The organism is Flavobacterium sp. C4GT6, from assembly GCF_036347315.1.
Taxonomy (GTDB): domain Bacteria; phylum Bacteroidota; class Bacteroidia; order Flavobacteriales; family Flavobacteriaceae; genus Flavobacterium.
In genome coordinates this window covers 80,467-97,021 of record NZ_JAZGZU010000002.1, presented here as the reverse complement: position 1 = coordinate 97,021, position 16,555 = coordinate 80,467, and the positions used below count along the sequence as shown (strand labels likewise).

Sequence of the window (16,555 nt, the reverse complement as noted above, 5' to 3'; positions counted from 1 at the left end):
ACTTTAAATCAACACACAATCACTACAATTTAGTTCATTTTTTCTTACAAAAAATCTTAAAAATCTCTTAAATTTTTAAAATATATCCCAAAAAATTTGGAATAATAGATTCAACATAAGAAATTTGGTTAACTAACTCAAATCTATTTCAATGAAGACAAAACTAAAGGGATTATTAACGCTCTTCTTTGCGTTGATAATGCAAATCTCATTTGCGCAGGAGAGGACAGTTTCGGGTACTGTCGTAGACCAGACAGGTTTTCCGCTTCCGGGTGTTAACGTTTTAATTAAAGGAACAACAAACGGAGTTCAAACGGACATCGATGGTAAGTATGAAATTAAAGTCAGTCCGGATCAGGTTCTGGTTTTTAGTTACATTGGGATGAAAGCACAGGAAATTCCTGCTTCATTAACCACAGTAAATGTAACTTTAGCAGACGACACCACCGAACTGGATGCCGTAGTAATTACAGCGGTAGGTATTAAACGTGAAAAGGCATCGATTGGTGCCGCCACATCAACCATTAGATCTGAAGAGATCGAAAAAGGTGCACAGGGAGACATTGCTAACGCTATTAAAGGTAAAGTTGCCGGTGTTGTAATTTCCAATGCATCTACAGACCCAGGTGCTTCATCTGGGGTTATCATCAGGGGTATTAGTACACTTGGTGGTAGTAACCAGCCACTTTATGTAGTGGATGGTGTTCCAATTAATGATAACACAAACTTTTCCGACGACCTAAATGGAGGTTATGACTTCGGTCGTGGATCATCAGACATTAACCCTGATGACATTGAAAGCATGACAATACTTAAAGGTGCATCTGCAACAGCACTTTATGGTTCGCGTGCTGCAAATGGTGTTATCATGATTACAACTAAAAAAGGTAAAGCCGGAAAACTTGCTGTAGACTTCTCTACAACAACTTTCTTCACTTCAATTTTAAGAACTCCTAAATACCAGTCTACTTTCGGACAGGGATGGGATGGTGTTCATTATTTAGGTGAAAATGGTTCATGGGGTCCTCGCTTTGACGGAACAGTACGTACATGGGGGAACGTTGTGAACAATTCTCAACTTATCAAACCTTATGTATTTCAGGAAGACCAGCTGGAAAACTTTTTTGATATTGGAACTTCAACATTTACAACAACATCTGTTTCAGGTGGTAGCGGAGACAGCAGCGTAAGACTTTCTTACTCTAACCTGCAACAGGATGGTATATACCCAACAGATTCTGATTCTTTTGAAAGAAACACTATAGGTTTATCGGGTAGTTCAAAAATCAAAAACTTTACTTTAAGTGGTAATTTAAACTATGTTAATACAGGCGGTAGTGCTGTATCTACAGGACAAGGGGTTAACACATTCAACAACCTTATGCAGATTCCTACTGATATTCCAATCACAGAATTTGCAGATTATAACAACCCATTCCACAATGTATCTAATTACTACACTCCTTATGGTGTAACTAACCCATATTTTACTCTTAATGAAAACGGTAGTGATTATAACAAAGAAAGAGTGTATGGTTCTATCGAACTTTCATATGAAATAAACAAATGGTCTAGTGTATCTTACCGTTTTGGTTTAGACCAATACAGTGATAAACTAAGAATATGGACTGCTGAAGTTGATGCAGACCCAGGAAGCCCTAACGATGGTACATCTACAGAGCAGCCGGGTACTTATGCAGAAACTCACAATACTATTAAGCAGTTAAACCACGATATACTTTACAACCTGAATTTTGATTTAAGTGAAAAAGTAGGTTTAGCTTCTACATTTGGTTTCAATGCTAATACAAGAGAAGGTAGTTCACTTGCAGCAAGCGTACCTAGTCAGGATATACCAGGATTCTATTCGTTTGCTAACAGTGCTGATGTACCAACTATTGCATCTACAAGAAACTCAAGAAAACTATATGGTATATATAACTCAACAACAGTTTCATTTAACGATCAGTTATATTTTACAGCTAACTTAAGAAATGACTGGTACTCTACACTTCCAAAAGATCAAAGATCTGTATTTTACGGAGGTGCTAACATGAGCTGGTTATTTACTAACACTTTCCCGGAAATTAAAAATGTTATTAATTACGGTAAATTAAGAGTTGGTTATGGTGAGACAGGGGTTGATACAAACCCATACCAGGTACTACCTGTATATGTTTTAGGTAGTGTTGACAACCAAGGATTTAGAAACTACAACTATCCTGTAAACGGAATAACAGGTTATGAAGTAGGTAACAGACTGGCAAATCCAGACTTGAGACCAGAAAGAAGAAAAGAGTTTGAAGTAGGTATTGAAGCTTCATTCTTTGACAACTTAATCTCGATTGATGCAACATACTATGATGCAAAAGTAGAAGACCAGATATTGAACCTTCCGTTAGCACCAAGTAGTGGTTATACAAACCAAACTGCAAACATTGGTACTATATCTAACAAAGGTTTTGAGGCTTTACTTACTTTAAACCTTATAAGAAGTAAAACAGACGGTTTTGAGTGGAGTACTTCGGTAAACTTTGCGACAAACAATGCAATACTTGAAGAGCTTGACCCACGTATCCAACAGGTAGACCTTGGTGGTTTAAGCACAACATCGCTTATAGCAAGACCGGGAGAGCCTATCGCACTTATTATGGGTAGTGTTCCGGAAACAGATCCTGACGGAAATATTGTAGTAGATACTAATGGTGTTCCAATTGCATCATCTGTGAAAGAAGTTTATGGTGACACTCAATATGACTACACTATGGGTATTGGAAATACCTTTAGATGGAAAGGTGTTACACTTGATTTCACATTTGATATTCGCCAGGGAGGTTTAATGTACTCTCGTACTGCAGATATAACACGATTTACAGGTAACTCTATAACAACAACATACAACGATCGTCAGCCATTTATTGTTCCTGGATCTGTTGTTAAAAATGTAGCTGATGACGGTAGCGTTTCTTACTCTCCTAACACAACTGCAGTTGATGTAGAACACATGGATGATTACTACAGAGCTGATGCACTTGCAAGAGCAACAGTAATAGACAAGTCGTTCATTAAATTAAGAGAGGTTGTTTTAAGCTACGATTTACCATCTGAATTATTAGGTGACGGATTTATTCAAAGATTACAGGTATCTGCCATTGGTCGTAACCTTTTCTTATGGACACCTAGAAGCAATCAGTACATTGACCCTGAAGCTTCAACATTTGGTACAGACTTAGCTAGTCAGTTTGGTGAATTTAGCGCGAACCCTTCAACAAGAAGTATCGGTTTCAGCATTAAAGCAAACTTTTAAAAAAAATTATCATGAAAAATATATTTAAAATATTCTTACTATCATTTGCGGTAGTCTTTACGTCCTGTGAAGATGATTTGGATATAAATACTGATCCAAACTCACCTACGCAAATAACAAAAGGACTAGCCCTTGCTTCTGCCGAGGCTTCCCTTGTAACTGTTTTGGGTGGTGAATTAACAAACTTAGGAGGTTTTTGGGCTCAGTACCACACACAATCTCCTAGTGCCAGCCAATATGAGGTTTTTGATCAATATAACTTAACAACATCATATGCCGACAGGCTTTGGACTGAATTGTATGCAGGATGCCTTAACGATCTTGAGTTCGTTATAAACGAAGCTGAGCAAGATGGTGATACAGGAACCGTAGTTATTGCTACCTGTTTAAAAGCATATACATTTCAGTTACTTGTAGACTTGTTTGATGGGGTTCCTTATACAGAGGCTCTTCAGGGTATAGACAACATTACACCTGCTGTAACTTCGGGTGAAGACGTTTATACCGGTTTAATGGCCGAAATAGATGCTGCAGTAGCTGCATATGAAGCAAACCCTGTTAACGGAGGTGTTGGATCTCAGGATCAGATATATGGAGGTAATGTAGCAAGATGGGTACAGTTTGCAAATACATTAAAATTAAAAATGTATATTAGAATGGCTTACACACCAATGGCTAATGCAACTGCTGTTAATGCGTTAATTGCTGAAGATAACTTCATCGCTGCTGATGCTGCCTTTACAAACTTTGGAGATTCTCAAAATCAGAGAAACCCTTTCTATGAAGTTCAGATTGACAGACTTGGTGATGTAAACAATGTAGCAAGTAATACACTACGTGATTTTTATGAAACTAATGGTGACATGAGAATTCAGGCTGTTTACAGACCATCGGGAACTAACCCATTAAACTTCCCTTCTATCTCTCAGGGAACCGGTAACGATTTTAACAACACAGCAGCTTCTTACGGAAGACCAAATATTTGGCCAAAAACTCCTGTTTTCCTAATGTCAATGGCAGAAAGCAACTTCCTTCAGGCAGAAGCTTTAATACGCTATGCTGCAGGAGCCGGAGCTCAGGCAAAATACGACAATGGTGTACTACAATCATTCCTTACTTATGCAAACTACTTTGAAAAGGATAATGATTTAACAGATGCTGATGAAAACCTTGAGCCGGTATTCTCTGCTGCTGATGCTACAGCTGCAGCTACAGCACTTACAGGAGCAGGAGGTGCTTATGAGTATAACGCAACCGGCGACACAGAAACACTTTTAAGACAGGTAATGATTCAAAAATGGGCTTCTCTTCCATATGTAAACAACATAGAGTCGTATATAGAAGCTACAAGAACTAAATTCCCTGAGGTAGTACCTGAAGGAACTGAAGACTATAGCATGGGGAACAGAATACCATCGGCTATATCAACTTTACCTAATGTACAAATACCAAGTATATTATTCTACCCGGATGATGAAGTGAACAGAAACCCGAACATAACTCAGCATAACAGCTTAACAGATAATGTTTGGTGGGATCAGAAAACTGAATAATTAAAAAACTGAAGTCATGAAAATTATATATAAAACATTAAAGACCGGTTTACTTTTATCCCTTGCTATGTTAGCATCATGCGGATTTGAAGACCCTGTCGAATCTAAAACAACCTATTACCCTATAATCGAGATTAATGGGGGTGAAGTTCTTTTAAACGTAGACGAATCATATACTGATCCGGGTGCTGTTGCAACAATTGACGGAGTAGAAGTCCCTGTAGACATCCGATTTGTGGGTCGATACAGAAACAACACATCTACAACGCTTGACACTAGTATTTCTGACATATATGCACAGGAATACTCTGCAACAAACGTAGATGGTTTTAGCGACTCTGCAACAAGGCAGGTTATTGTGGCTAATACCGGAGACCTTGTAACAAGTATTGAAGGGCTATACACCTCTACTGTTTTCAGAAACGGATCTCAGCCATCTACTAATCCTGGCGACTATACTGATATTGAATACATGTTAATATGGAAAAATGCTGACGGTAGCTACCAAATATCAGATTCTTTTGGAGGCTGGTACTTATTTGGTAGAGCTATTGATTTTTCAGAAACTCCGGGAGGAATTATTGTTGCAAACGATATCCCGTCTAACGACTTTAGTTTCCCGGGTACGCAAACAAACAGATATTTTGGAGGCAGCTCTGAAATAACTGCTTTAACTGTTGATCCAGACACAAAAACACTTGTACTAACAACTGTTTGGAATGTTTCGGGTACAACATATACGTTTGAAAGTACACTTACACAAGTTCAATTTTAAAAAAGGTAATCCATGAAAAATATTAAAAGATTATTATTGCTTGTAGGGATTTTTGCCTTCTCAATCACTTCATGTGATGTAGACGGGTATGATGACTATGGCATGGAAACCACACCATCTGTAGCCATGAACGGCGAGTGGTGGATAGACATTATAGATGAAGCATCAGGTTCAGTATTAGCTCAGCATATACTTCATAAAACATATGACACCAATGCCGGAGACGGTAGAATGTACATAGACGATAACCAAAATGGTTACTGGATAAAAGGCACTGTAGCTGTAGATTTAAACGGCCTTACTTTTACCACCACTGATGAGGATAATTTAGTGGACCCAGGAAGTACTTTTAATGTAACCGATGGTAAAGTACTTAAAAATGCTGCACACTCAGAATCTGGAGTGGTAACAGACAGTATTTACTTTAAAGGGGAGTTTAGTTATGATCCGGGTACAATAATCATCTTCGCAGGACACAAAAGAACCGGCTTTTTGGAAGATGAGTATTAAAAGAGAAACTTCGTCTCTTAAAACCACCCTTAACAGGGTGGTTTTTTTATACCTTTGCAGCATGGAAAAAGAACATCAGATTTTTGGGATAAGGGCCATTATGGAAACCATAAATGCCGGTAAGGAAGTTGATAAGGTTTTTATTCAGAAAGACGCTCAGGGAGACCTGATGCGTGAACTGATGAAAACCATCAAGAAAAACAGCGTTAATTTTAGCTATGTTCCGGTAGAAAAACTAAACAGGCTTACACACAACAACCATCAGGGAGCTGTTGCCACTATTGCACCTGTAAGTTTCCATAATTTAGAAAAACTTGTTGAAACTGTTTTAGAAAGTGATAAAACTCCTCTTTTCCTTATACTGGATCAATTATCTGACGCCCGTAACTTTGGAGCCATTATCCGTACTGCCGAATGTACGGGTGTAGATGGTATTATAATCCAGAAACAGGGATCGGCACCGGTAAATGGTGATACAGTTAAAACATCGGCAGGAGCTGTTTTTAATGTACCTATATGTAAAGTTGAGCACATTAAAGATGCTATTTTCCATTTACAGGGATCGGGCATTAAAACTATAGCAGCAACCGAGAAAACCGAAAGCACTATTTATGATGTAAACTTTAATGAGCCTGTAGCAATTATAATGGGATCTGAAGACAGGGGAATCAATCCTTCTGTTTTAAAAATAGTAGACGAAAAAGCCAAACTGCCAATGTTTGGAACTATTTCATCATTAAATGTATCGGTTGCCTGTGGCGCCTTTTTATATGAAGCAGTAAGGCAGCGACTTTAGTCTGCCTTTTCTTGTTCCGTATCTCCTTCCCTCTCCTCTTCTTCAGGCTTAGGAACATAATTATAAACTATACGAAACACATGTGCATTATGTGTATGTGATGCCGTATTAACATTACCTTGTGTAACCTGCTCGCCATGTTCATCAATAAGCTCTTCCTCAGGTTCAGAGTTAGGAGGATTTACAAAATTACCATTCTCATCAAATCGCTTCATGAACGGATCCTGACTTGGATCAAAATCCGGTCTTTGCCAATCGTAAGTAATTTGTTTTTTATATTGTGGCGTAGAATAAATTCTTGAGAAAAGTACACCGGTGATAAGTCCGCCTAAATGTCCTTCCCATGATATCCCCTCTTCTATATCAGGAAACACATACCAAATCATACCACCGTAAAACATCACAATTAAAAGCGAAAGAGCTACCAGCCTGTAATAACCACTCTGCATTCCTTTAAAAAACATAAAGCTTACCAGTACATATATGAGTCCGCTTGCTCCTATATGATAAGACTCCCTCCCTATTAACCAAGTAATAAAGCCAGACAGTAACACTCCATATACAAGAACCTGTAGCGCCTGCTTACGGTAAAAGTACCTTAACCCGGCAATAAGTACCAGTAACGGAATAGAATTATTATATAAGTGTTCAAGGCTACCGTGAAGAAACGGACTAAACACTATCCCTCTCAAGCCTTTTAATGTGCGTGGATAAATACCGAATTCGGTTAAATGAAGGTGAAACTTTCCGTCAGCCCAAAACACTACCCACAGCAGCAATACAAAGTAAAGCGGCCATGCCAGTACAGAAGGTGAAAATTTAAATTGGTTATCGGTCATAAATAGTGTGTTAAGCTTTTTGTAAACACACAATAATTTAACCAATTTTGTCTTAGTGCAATTTTGTCATAAATCAGTAATTTTACACCATGGAAGCACCTTTAGCAGAACGCATACGCCCTACACAATTATCTGAGTATATAAGTCAGCAGCATTTAGTTGGCCCAAACGGATCGTTAACCCATCAAATTGCACGCGGAGTAATCCCGTCATTAATATTATGGGGGCCTCCTGGAACGGGTAAAACGACGCTTGCACAAATTATGGCCGAAGAATCTAAAAGGCCTTTTTATGTACTGAGTGCTATTAATTCGGGCGTAAAGGAAGTACGTGATGTTATTGAAAAAGCCAAACAAAGCGGCGGACTTTTCACATCCAAAAACCCTATTCTTTTTATTGATGAGATTCATCGTTTCAGTAAGTCGCAGCAGGATTCACTGTTAGCTGCTGTAGAAAAAGGATGGGTAACATTAATAGGTGCAACTACCGAGAATCCTAGTTTTGAGGTAATACCCGCATTATTGTCAAGATGTCAGGTATATATGCTTAACGCTTTTTCGAAAGATGATTTAGAGGCTTTATTGCACAGAGCTATGCAAGCAGACGAAATACTGAAACAGAAAAAAATAGACCTTAGGGAAACCGAAGCTTTACTACGCCTTTCAGGCGGTGATGGCAGAAAACTCCTAAACACATTTGAATTAGTTATTAATGCATCTGAAGGAGATGATATTATAATAACTAACGATAGGGTTATGCATCTTGCTCAAAAAAACACGGTGATGTATGACAAAACCGGAGAGCAGCACTATGATATTGTCTCGGCTTTCATTAAGTCGATTAGAGGAAGTGACCCTAATGGTGCTGTTTACTGGCTTGCCCGAATGATTGAAGGCGGTGAGGATTTAAAATTCATTGCCAGACGAATGCTTATATCAGCATCTGAAGATATTGGCAATGCCAACCCTACAGCCCTTATAATGGCTAACAATACCTTTCAGGCTGTTTCAACCATTGGTTATCCTGAATCAAGAATTATATTAAGTCAGTGTGCTGTTTACCTGGCTACTTCAGCAAAAAGTAATGCTTCATACATGGCTATTGGCAAAGCACAACAGGCAGTAAAACAAACAGGCGATTTACCTGTACCGTTACATTTGCGTAATGCTCCTACTAAACTAATGAAGGAACTGGGCTATGGCGAAGAGTATAAGTACGCACACGATTACAACAATAACTTTGTTGATCAGGAGTTTTTACCCGATGATATAAAAGGTACTGCTTTTTATGAACCCGGAAATAACAGTCGTGAAAATGCCACCCGTGATTTTCTTAAAAACAGGTGGAGAGATAAGTATAATTACTAATATTAAAACTTAACATTAAGCTCCTGGCTCACAGGCTCGTCATTTAAGTAATATTCAAAAATCCATTTTTCGTCTTTTTTGAATACAACCCCTGTTACATCCTCCATTTTAGCACTATAAGAATCCGGCTGAGACGTTTTATACATTTTCAGCACGGTTTTTTCGGTTTTATCAAGTAGCTCATAACCGTATGAAGTAGGTTTGGCATACAATTGATTATCTCTTTTTCTAACCGAAGTACCGTCTTCTTTAGAACTGGCTATAAGTGGTGTTGCTTCTTCTCCCTTATATTGATAATACATAGCGTTGAATGACTGAGAAGCTTCTCTTAAAGCGGCATAGTATGCTTTTCTTAATTCTTTCTCTTTACTTAAGCCTTCGTCTGATTTAAATACTTCTTGATCTACACAGTTTTTTATTACAATGGTAATGCCGGTAGAAAGAAACTTAGAATTTGCAATCAAATCCGCATAAAGCACTTTACAGCGATCCATTTTTGCTTCAAAAGGAAGTTCTTCACCTTCAAAATAGACTTCAAACCCTTTTTTCTCAAACATCATTTTAGTGATGGTGTTAAGGTTGTACTCATCTTTCTTTGCCAGAAAGTCAAAGATTTGAGGTATAACAACATATTTATAATCACTAACATCTGTACTTTGTGCCTTAACCGATGATGAGGCAAAAATTAATAAAGCAAGAAGGATAAGTTTTTTCATAATTAGAGAAAGTTTTTTAACTCCAGCAGGTGATTAATTTGGGATATCCCTTCTTTTACCGCCAGTTTGTTTTCATTAAAATAAATAGCGTCCAGTCCGCAACTTAAAGCGCCCTGTACATCGGCCTCAATACAATCACCCACCATAACACCATGAGGCTTTTCTATATTAGCTACTTTTAAAGCATATTCAAAAATCCTGGCATCGGGTTTTTTATATCCTGCATGTTCAGAATTTGTTACTGTTTCAAAATAATGATGAATTTGAGAGTTTTTAAGTTTTCCTACTTCCTGTACCCCGTTGGTTATTATATGAAGACTATATTTAGGACTTAAATACTCCAGTATTTCTACCGCACCATCGTGTAAATGATTAAAGGTAGGCAGTAGTTCTATATAATCTTCCCACAGGGTATTGATAAGTTCATCATCAATACTGTACTCCACAGCATCAAAAGTTTCCTTTAGTCTTTTATACCTTAGTTCCTGCTGACCTATATGACCATCACGAAACATTTTCCAGTATTTAAGGTTTATAGGAATATACAACTTTATAAACTCGGGAATATTCACTCCTACCTCGTGCTTTTGCAATATGGCTTCAAAAGTAAGCGCTGAGTTTTTCTCGAAGTCCCACAAGGTGTGGTCAAGATCAAAAAAAACAGCTTTCTTTTCGGGAAGTTTCATAAACTGACTATTGTTTTACAATAACGGCATTTTCAATATGGTAAATCCAGTCGTCTACATCACTGTCATTGTACCTAAAAGTTCCCTGTAATGTTACATACTGGTCGGTTTTAAGTCTCATGTTTGGATCCTTGAACTTGATTCCCATAATAGTTTCGGGGCCTGCCTGACCACAAAAGAAACACGAAGCAAAAACATTTTTACTAAGCGCATAAGTTTTGTTATCTATCGGGATAATAAAACCGCTCATCACTATAGGCTTTTTGTTTTTTGCTTTTAGTGTTGAATTTACTACAGGGAACATTACCCCTTCAGGATAGTCGTCGCTAGCCTTTTTTACATATTTTATTTCACCCAGAAGTTTCCACGATAGTGTATCTGCAAAAATCTCTATATTGTCTTTAACCGTTGCTTGCTTTATAAAATCCGAGGCATTTACAGATGGTGTACGCATAGACATCAACATTAACCCCGAAAACATAATAACTGCTACTACTAAATAATTTTTACGCATTTGCCAGTGTTTTAGAAATATTTAAACCATAAGCCTTAACCGCAGGTATAACTGCTGCCAAAACCCCTACAAAGATAGTGAGCAGGAATAAATATCCTTCTTTTTCCCACACAAACTCTAAGGGGTTGAACGAAATTTTAAATTCGCTTTCAGACGAACCCGAAATAAGGCTTAGTGCCAATCGTCCAACAATCGTTCCAAAAATATATCCGGTAACACAAAGTAAAAGACTTTCTATAAGCACCAGCATTAATAACTGAAGCCTGCTTGCCCCGTTAACACGTAATAAAGCAAACTCATACTTTCTCTCTTTAAGCGTATTGAACAAAGCAATAAAGATACTGATACCCGATATAAGCATTATACCATAAGCCAAATACTGCAAAGCATCCAACCCGATACCAAATAGTGTAAACAGCCTGTTTATCTCTATAGCCGGAAGTGCTCCCTGCATTTTTGTATTTTGAGGTATTAGCCTTGGCCAGGTAACAATAGCCATTTTACTTTTAAACTTAAGTAATACAGCCGTAATTTCTTTCCCTTCTTCGCTTACCGGCACATTTACATGGTCGTGGTTGTGAGCTTCTTCAGCATGATGGTCGTGATCATGGTCATCATCGTGATGATGAGCCTCTTCTGCCACAGCATGGTCATCATGATCATGCAGCTCTTCAGTTGCATTGTGGTCATGGTGATCGTGATCATCATGATTATGCGCCTCTGCAGTTTCTTCTTCATCATGATTATGTTCGTGCTCATGATCGTGCATTGCCCAAACACTAGGTATATTACACAGTATTAAATTATCTACTACCTTACCTGTTTGTGAAGCAATACCGGTTACTACATAGGCGTGATCTTCATGTACTTCTCCCTCTTCTGAATCTCCGTGGGAACCAAAAAACTTATCACCAACCTTAATGTTCATTTTTTGTGCCACAGCACTACCCACAACTACATCAAAGTTATGTTCAAATACTTTTCCTTCACTTAACTCAGCTCCATAATGGTTGAGATACTCGGGAGTTGTACCCACTATCCTAAAACCACGGTAATTATCACCAAAGGCCAATGGTATAGCTGTTTCCACAAAGCGGTGGTTCATCCATTGTTTAGCTTCGGCATAATCAATATTACCGGTAGGCGCATCTACCTGATAAACCGATGACAGTATAAGCTGCAACGGGCTACCCTGAGCACCAAGTACCATATCAATACCGTCTATATTATCGTTGAATTTTTTCTCAAACTGATCCTGCAATAATATAAGCAGGGTAATTATAGCCACACTCGCCGTTAATAATATTATACTTAGTATAGTATTAAGCGGTTTAAACCATATATTTTTCCAGGCAATTTTAGTAATCATGATAAAGTGATTTGATTAGGGAAACGGTCTTTTAACCTCTGGTCGTGAGTAACTATTACCAAAGCAGTTCCAAATTGTTTTGCCAGCCCCGAAAGCATATCGGCTACCTTATAGGCATTTTCGTCATCCAGACTTGAAGTAGGCTCATCTGCAAGGAGTAATTTAGGCTCATTGATTAGCGCACGGGCTATTGACACCCTTTGCTGCTGACCGATACTTAACTGTGATGGCAGTTTATGTAAGTGATCTTTAATATCCAGCTGTTCCAAAAGCTGTTTTGCCTTTTCAGTTGCCTGATGACCTGTTGCCAGCCATGATGCCAGCACCACATTTTCCAGTACACTTAGTGATGCCACAAAGTAGGCCTGTTGTAATACCAACCCTATATTTTTACCGCGAAAATGATCCAGTTTCCTGTCTGAAAGAGACGATAGGTTTGTTTCATCTATAAGCACATCTCCTGATTCCGGTTTTAGTAAGCCTCCAAGAATATGCAGTAATGTAGTTTTACCTTTCCCCGACCCTCCTGTTATCAACAAACTGTCTCCCTTTGAGGCTACTATATTGGGAAACTGAAAAGAGGTGCCTTTACCATAGGAAAAGCGAATATCTTTTGTAGTAATCATCATTCTTTATTTAGACGCCCTGCAAGTTAAAAATATTAAGGCTAATAATTAAAATATTAACCTTAATAACTGTCATTTAATTTACATCAAGCATCCCATCTTCAGATTTTTCTCTTCTGTCATCTGGAAATGCTGGAATCTCTCTCGGAGCCTCTGGTTTATCATCATCATCAAACATAAATTTATAAAGTTTTAGTTATTAATATTAAAATAGGAAAGACTAACATTGACAAAGAAATAATCATTAATGTCTTTGAAACATACATGTCGTATGCCCTTCTATCATTAATTCTTGTATTCTCATCTGTAATACGTATAAGTCTATCTATCAATTTCTCTTCGAAACTAATTTGTTCATTAGCCTTTACTCTTTTATTATAATCCACAACACCTTCGGTTTGATAAGCCCTTACCTCTTGCAGGTAAGCTATATTAGGATAATTAAATCCTCTCAAAAAATTATTATATGACTTTATTAAAAATATCATACTAAACAATAATAAAAGAAAAGCTAATCCTAACAAGACAAGAATAAGATTATTATCCCTAATGAAAGATTTATACTCTACATTAGAGTAAAAATACCAAATTACTCCTATCAATATGGATATTGAAGTCAATATATTTGAAACAGAATCATCTAAACTAGTTCTTCTATTCAACTCCCTATCATAAATGCTTTTATAAAACTCTAAATCATTCATAAAAAATTTATTTATAAAAAACCTTCATCAGCAAAACTAAGATAGGCTTTCTCGGTCACTATAACATGGTCAAGAATATTTATACTTAAACTTTGCCCTGCCTGCTGCATTTGTTTAGTTATTTGCCTGTCGGGCTCACTGGCCTGTAATGCCCCCGAAGGGTGATTGTGCACCAATATCATTCCTGTAGCGTTATGCTCGAGTGCCAGCTTAAATGCCAGGCGTACATCTACTATAGTACCTGTTATACCGCCTTTACTTAATTGGGATTTGTAAATCACTTTATTGGAATTATTAAGGTACAGTACCCAAAATTCCTCATGCGGTAATTCGCCTATAAGCGGTTGCATGATTTCGTATACCGCTTTACTTGAAGTTACCTTTTTCAGGTCGACAGTATCTTCCTCCCTTCTTCTTCGTCCCAGTTCGGCAGCGGCAGCTATAGTAACCGCTTTTGCTTCCCCAATCCCCTTAAAGGTCATTAATTGTTTAACCGATAGTTTGCCGAGAGCATTAAGATTATTATCGACACTTTTTAAGATACGTTTACTGAGTTCAACAGCACTTTCATTGCGGCTCCCCGACCCTATAAGAATAGCAATAAGTTCGGCATCACTAAGAGCTGTTTTGCCTTTAAGTATTAATTTTTCACGTGGTTTATCGTCTTCTGCCCAATATTTTATTGAGAAGCTTCCTGTGGTTTCTTCCATTTTATTAAAGTAAGGTTTGCGAATTTAATTAAAAACTGCATACTATTTTATAAAAATATTACGTTAACCTACTAAACACCTTATTAATGAAGCAACTTTTACTATTATTCCTTATCGGTTCCATTTTTAAGGCAGATGTAGAAAAAGACTTCTACCAGCGCCTTTCCGATGCGGCAATTACCCTTACCGAAGACCGTGTAAGGTATGACCCTTCTTATGTAAAAATCAAATATCCTAACGGCGATGTCCCTGCACACACCGGTGTATGTACTGATGTAGTAATACGCGCTTACCGTAAACTGGGCATTGATTTGCAAAAGGAGGTACACGAGGACATGAAGGCTAACTTCTCAAAATACCCCAAGTCGTGGGGATTAAAGTCTACAGATACTAATATTGATCACCGTAGGGTACCTAACCTTCAAACCTTTTTTACCCGCAAAGGAGAAAAACTAACCGTAACACAAAAGGGAAGTGATTACAAACCCGGAGACCTTGTTACCTGGATGCTGGGCGGCAACCTACCACATATAGGGATTGTAGTAAACAAAAAAGGAAAATCAGGCAATTATATGATTGTACACAATATAGGCAGCGGACAAGTTTTAGAAGACTGCCTCTTTGACTATTCTGTAAGCGGGCACTACCGGTACAAAAAAGAGGGACATTAAATCCCTCTTTTTTTATAGTAATGTTTTCACATCATCAAAATTAAGTCCGCCATAGTTACCGCTACTCATAAGTAGCAGTGCTACGCCTTCGGTATCATATTTTAAATGGAATAAATACTCTTTAAAAGCCTCAGGGTTGGTATAAATAATAAGGTCTTCCCTATTAAAAGCTTTCGCTATCTGTTGATAAGTAACTTCTTCAAGCTGTTTTATTTTTACCGCTTCGGGCGAGTAGAAAACCACAGCCACATCAGCCTTATCTAAAGCACCTTCATACTCTTTTAAAAACTCGGCATTAAGGCTACTGTAAGTATGCAGCTCAAGGCAGGCAATAAGTTTCCTGTCAGGGTATTGATCTTTAACCGCTTTTGTAGTGGCAGCCACCTTACTTGGAGAATGGGCAAAATCTTTATACGCTACATTTTTACCGTTATCAGCTATTTTCTCCAGTCGTTTGCTTGCCCCTTTAAAAGTAGCTATAGCCTCATAAAAGTCAGCTTCATCTACTCCCATATTCTGGCATATCCACTTGGCACCGGCAAGATTGTTTAGGTTGTGCTCTCCAAACACCTCAATAGGCATAGCACCTTCGGGAGTTTCAAGATATGTTACACCATCTTCAACCGAATAATCCGGAGTATGGTATGGCAGTTTTCTAATTGGGTTTGAAGCAGCTTCGGCTACACGCTTAACTTCCGGGTCGTTTTCATTATAAACCAGTATACCACCGTTGGTAATTTTTTCAATAAAAATTTCAAACTGCTCTACATAGTTCTCATAGGTTGGAAACACATTAATATGATCCCAGGCAATACCGCTTATCAGGGCTATATTAGGCTGATATAAGTGAAACTTAGGTCTCCTGTCTATAGGTGACGAAAGATACTCATCGCCTTCCAGTACTATAAAATCGTTTTCTTCGGTTAAATGCACCATTGTATCAAAGCCTTCCAGTTGAGCCCCTACCATATAATCTACCTCTATATCATGGTAGTTCATTACATGAAGAATCATACTGGTTATGGTGGTTTTCCCATGAGAACCACCTATGACAACACGGGTTTTGTTTTTTGACTGCTCATATAAAAACTCAGGGTACGAATATATTTTAAGACCCAGTTCCTTCGCTTTTAATAACTCAGGGTTATCGGCTTTGGCATGCATCCCTAAAATTACAGCATCAATATCGGCAGTAAGTTTTTCAGGAAACCACCCCATTTGCTGAGGCAAGAGCCCTTTGTTTTCAAGCCTTGTACGCGATGGTTCAAAAATGGCATCATCGCTACCGGTAACTACATATCCTTTTTCGTGAAGTGCCAGTGCAAGGTTGTGCATAGCGCTCCCCCCTATTGCTATAAAATGTGTACGCATTTAATTTCTGATTATTTTTTATATAAGCTTCCCAACCTTAC

The 16,555-nt window shown here is 38.0% G+C and carries 16 protein-coding genes; 7 read left to right on the top strand and 9 right to left on the bottom strand.

All coding sequences use genetic code 11. The features are described 5' to 3' along the window. Nucleotides 1-151: 151 nt before the first annotated feature. The 5 genes from V3Z67_RS02630 (at nucleotide 152) to rlmB (ending at nucleotide 6,941) form a co-directional block, all read left to right on the top strand. Entirely contained in the window at nucleotides 152-3,307 is a 3,156-nt protein-coding gene (locus V3Z67_RS02630; RefSeq protein ID WP_330441859.1) for a SusC/RagA family TonB-linked outer membrane protein, read from the top strand. A gap of 11 nt (nucleotides 3,308-3,318) precedes the next feature. After that, on the top strand, nucleotides 3,319-4,860 hold the full coding sequence (locus tag V3Z67_RS02625; protein WP_330441858.1) for a SusD/RagB family nutrient-binding outer membrane lipoprotein: 1,542 nt from the start codon (nucleotides 3,319-3,321) through the stop codon (nucleotides 4,858-4,860). Between the two features lie 16 nt (nucleotides 4,861-4,876). Beyond that, the gene (locus tag V3Z67_RS02620) at nucleotides 4,877-5,635 is read left to right on the top strand and encodes an immunoglobulin-like domain-containing protein (RefSeq protein WP_330441857.1); all 759 of its coding nucleotides are present in this window, start codon (nucleotides 4,877-4,879) and stop codon (nucleotides 5,633-5,635) included. A gap of 12 nt (nucleotides 5,636-5,647) precedes the next feature. Then, nucleotides 5,648-6,145, top strand: coding sequence for a lipid-binding protein (locus tag V3Z67_RS02615; protein ID WP_330441856.1), 498 nt, complete (start codon nucleotides 5,648-5,650; stop codon nucleotides 6,143-6,145). 61 nt (nucleotides 6,146-6,206) lie between these two features. After that, a complete protein-coding gene (gene rlmB, locus V3Z67_RS02610) occupies nucleotides 6,207-6,941 on the top strand; it encodes a 23S rRNA (guanosine(2251)-2'-O)-methyltransferase RlmB (RefSeq protein WP_330442157.1) in 735 nt (244 codons plus the stop codon). Here the strand turns inward: rlmB and V3Z67_RS02605 are convergent. Further along, the gene (locus V3Z67_RS02605) at nucleotides 6,938-7,780 is read right to left on the bottom strand and encodes a rhomboid family intramembrane serine protease (RefSeq protein ID WP_330441855.1); all 843 of its coding nucleotides are present in this window, start codon (nucleotides 7,778-7,780) and stop codon (nucleotides 6,938-6,940) included. The two genes, rlmB and V3Z67_RS02605, sit on opposite strands and share 4 nt — an antisense overlap. 89 nt (nucleotides 7,781-7,869) lie before the next feature. On the opposite strand from V3Z67_RS02605, the gene V3Z67_RS02600 reads away from it, so the two are divergent. Beyond that, nucleotides 7,870-9,147 (top strand): replication-associated recombination protein A, encoded by a 1,278-nt coding sequence (locus V3Z67_RS02600; RefSeq protein ID WP_330441854.1) that lies wholly within the window; start codon nucleotides 7,870-7,872, stop codon nucleotides 9,145-9,147. Between the two features lie 2 nt (nucleotides 9,148-9,149). Here V3Z67_RS02600 and V3Z67_RS02595 read toward each other — a convergent pair whose 3' ends face one another. The 7 genes from V3Z67_RS02595 to radC form a co-directional block, all read right to left on the bottom strand. After that, on the bottom strand, nucleotides 9,150-9,863 hold the full coding sequence (locus tag V3Z67_RS02595) for a hypothetical protein (protein ID WP_330441853.1): 714 nt from the start codon (nucleotides 9,861-9,863) through the stop codon (nucleotides 9,150-9,152). A 2-nt stretch (nucleotides 9,864-9,865) separates the two neighbouring features. After that, complete coding sequence (locus tag V3Z67_RS02590; protein ID WP_330441852.1) at nucleotides 9,866-10,549, bottom strand: YjjG family noncanonical pyrimidine nucleotidase; 684 nt, start codon at nucleotides 10,547-10,549, stop codon at nucleotides 9,866-9,868. A gap of 7 nt (nucleotides 10,550-10,556) precedes the next feature. After that, nucleotides 10,557-11,063 carry a hypothetical protein gene (locus V3Z67_RS02585; protein WP_330441851.1) on the bottom strand — a complete coding sequence of 169 codons (507 nt, stop codon included), beginning with the start codon at nucleotides 11,061-11,063 and terminating at the stop codon, nucleotides 10,557-10,559. Beyond that, nucleotides 11,056-12,432: an ABC transporter permease gene (locus V3Z67_RS02580; protein WP_330441850.1), complete on the bottom strand. Its 1,377-nt coding sequence runs from the start codon at nucleotides 12,430-12,432 to the stop codon at nucleotides 11,056-11,058. Before V3Z67_RS02580 ends, V3Z67_RS02585 begins: the two co-directional genes overlap by 8 nt. After that, the gene (locus V3Z67_RS02575; protein WP_330441849.1) at nucleotides 12,429-13,061 is read right to left on the bottom strand and encodes an ABC transporter ATP-binding protein; all 633 of its coding nucleotides are present in this window, start codon (nucleotides 13,059-13,061) and stop codon (nucleotides 12,429-12,431) included. Before V3Z67_RS02575 ends, V3Z67_RS02580 begins: the two co-directional genes overlap by 4 nt. Nucleotides 13,062-13,240: 179 nt before the next feature. After that, nucleotides 13,241-13,762 carry a hypothetical protein gene (locus V3Z67_RS02570; protein WP_330441848.1) on the bottom strand — a complete coding sequence of 174 codons (522 nt, stop codon included), beginning with the start codon at nucleotides 13,760-13,762 and terminating at the stop codon, nucleotides 13,241-13,243. An 11-nt stretch (nucleotides 13,763-13,773) separates the two neighbouring features. Then, the gene (gene radC / locus V3Z67_RS02565; protein ID WP_330441847.1) at nucleotides 13,774-14,472 is read right to left on the bottom strand and encodes a RadC family protein; all 699 of its coding nucleotides are present in this window, start codon (nucleotides 14,470-14,472) and stop codon (nucleotides 13,774-13,776) included. An 86-nt stretch (nucleotides 14,473-14,558) separates the two neighbouring features. Between radC and V3Z67_RS02560 the strand changes: the two genes are divergently transcribed. After that, nucleotides 14,559-15,143, top strand: a complete 585-nt coding sequence (locus V3Z67_RS02560; RefSeq protein ID WP_330441846.1) for a DUF1287 domain-containing protein — start codon at nucleotides 14,559-14,561, stop codon at nucleotides 15,141-15,143. A 12-nt stretch (nucleotides 15,144-15,155) separates the two neighbouring features. Here the strand turns inward: V3Z67_RS02560 and V3Z67_RS02555 are convergent, their stop codons facing one another. Next, a complete protein-coding gene (locus V3Z67_RS02555) occupies nucleotides 15,156-16,514 on the bottom strand; it encodes a UDP-N-acetylmuramate--L-alanine ligase (RefSeq protein ID WP_330441845.1) in 1,359 nt (452 codons plus the stop codon). Nucleotides 16,515-16,555: the final 41 nt, after the last annotated feature.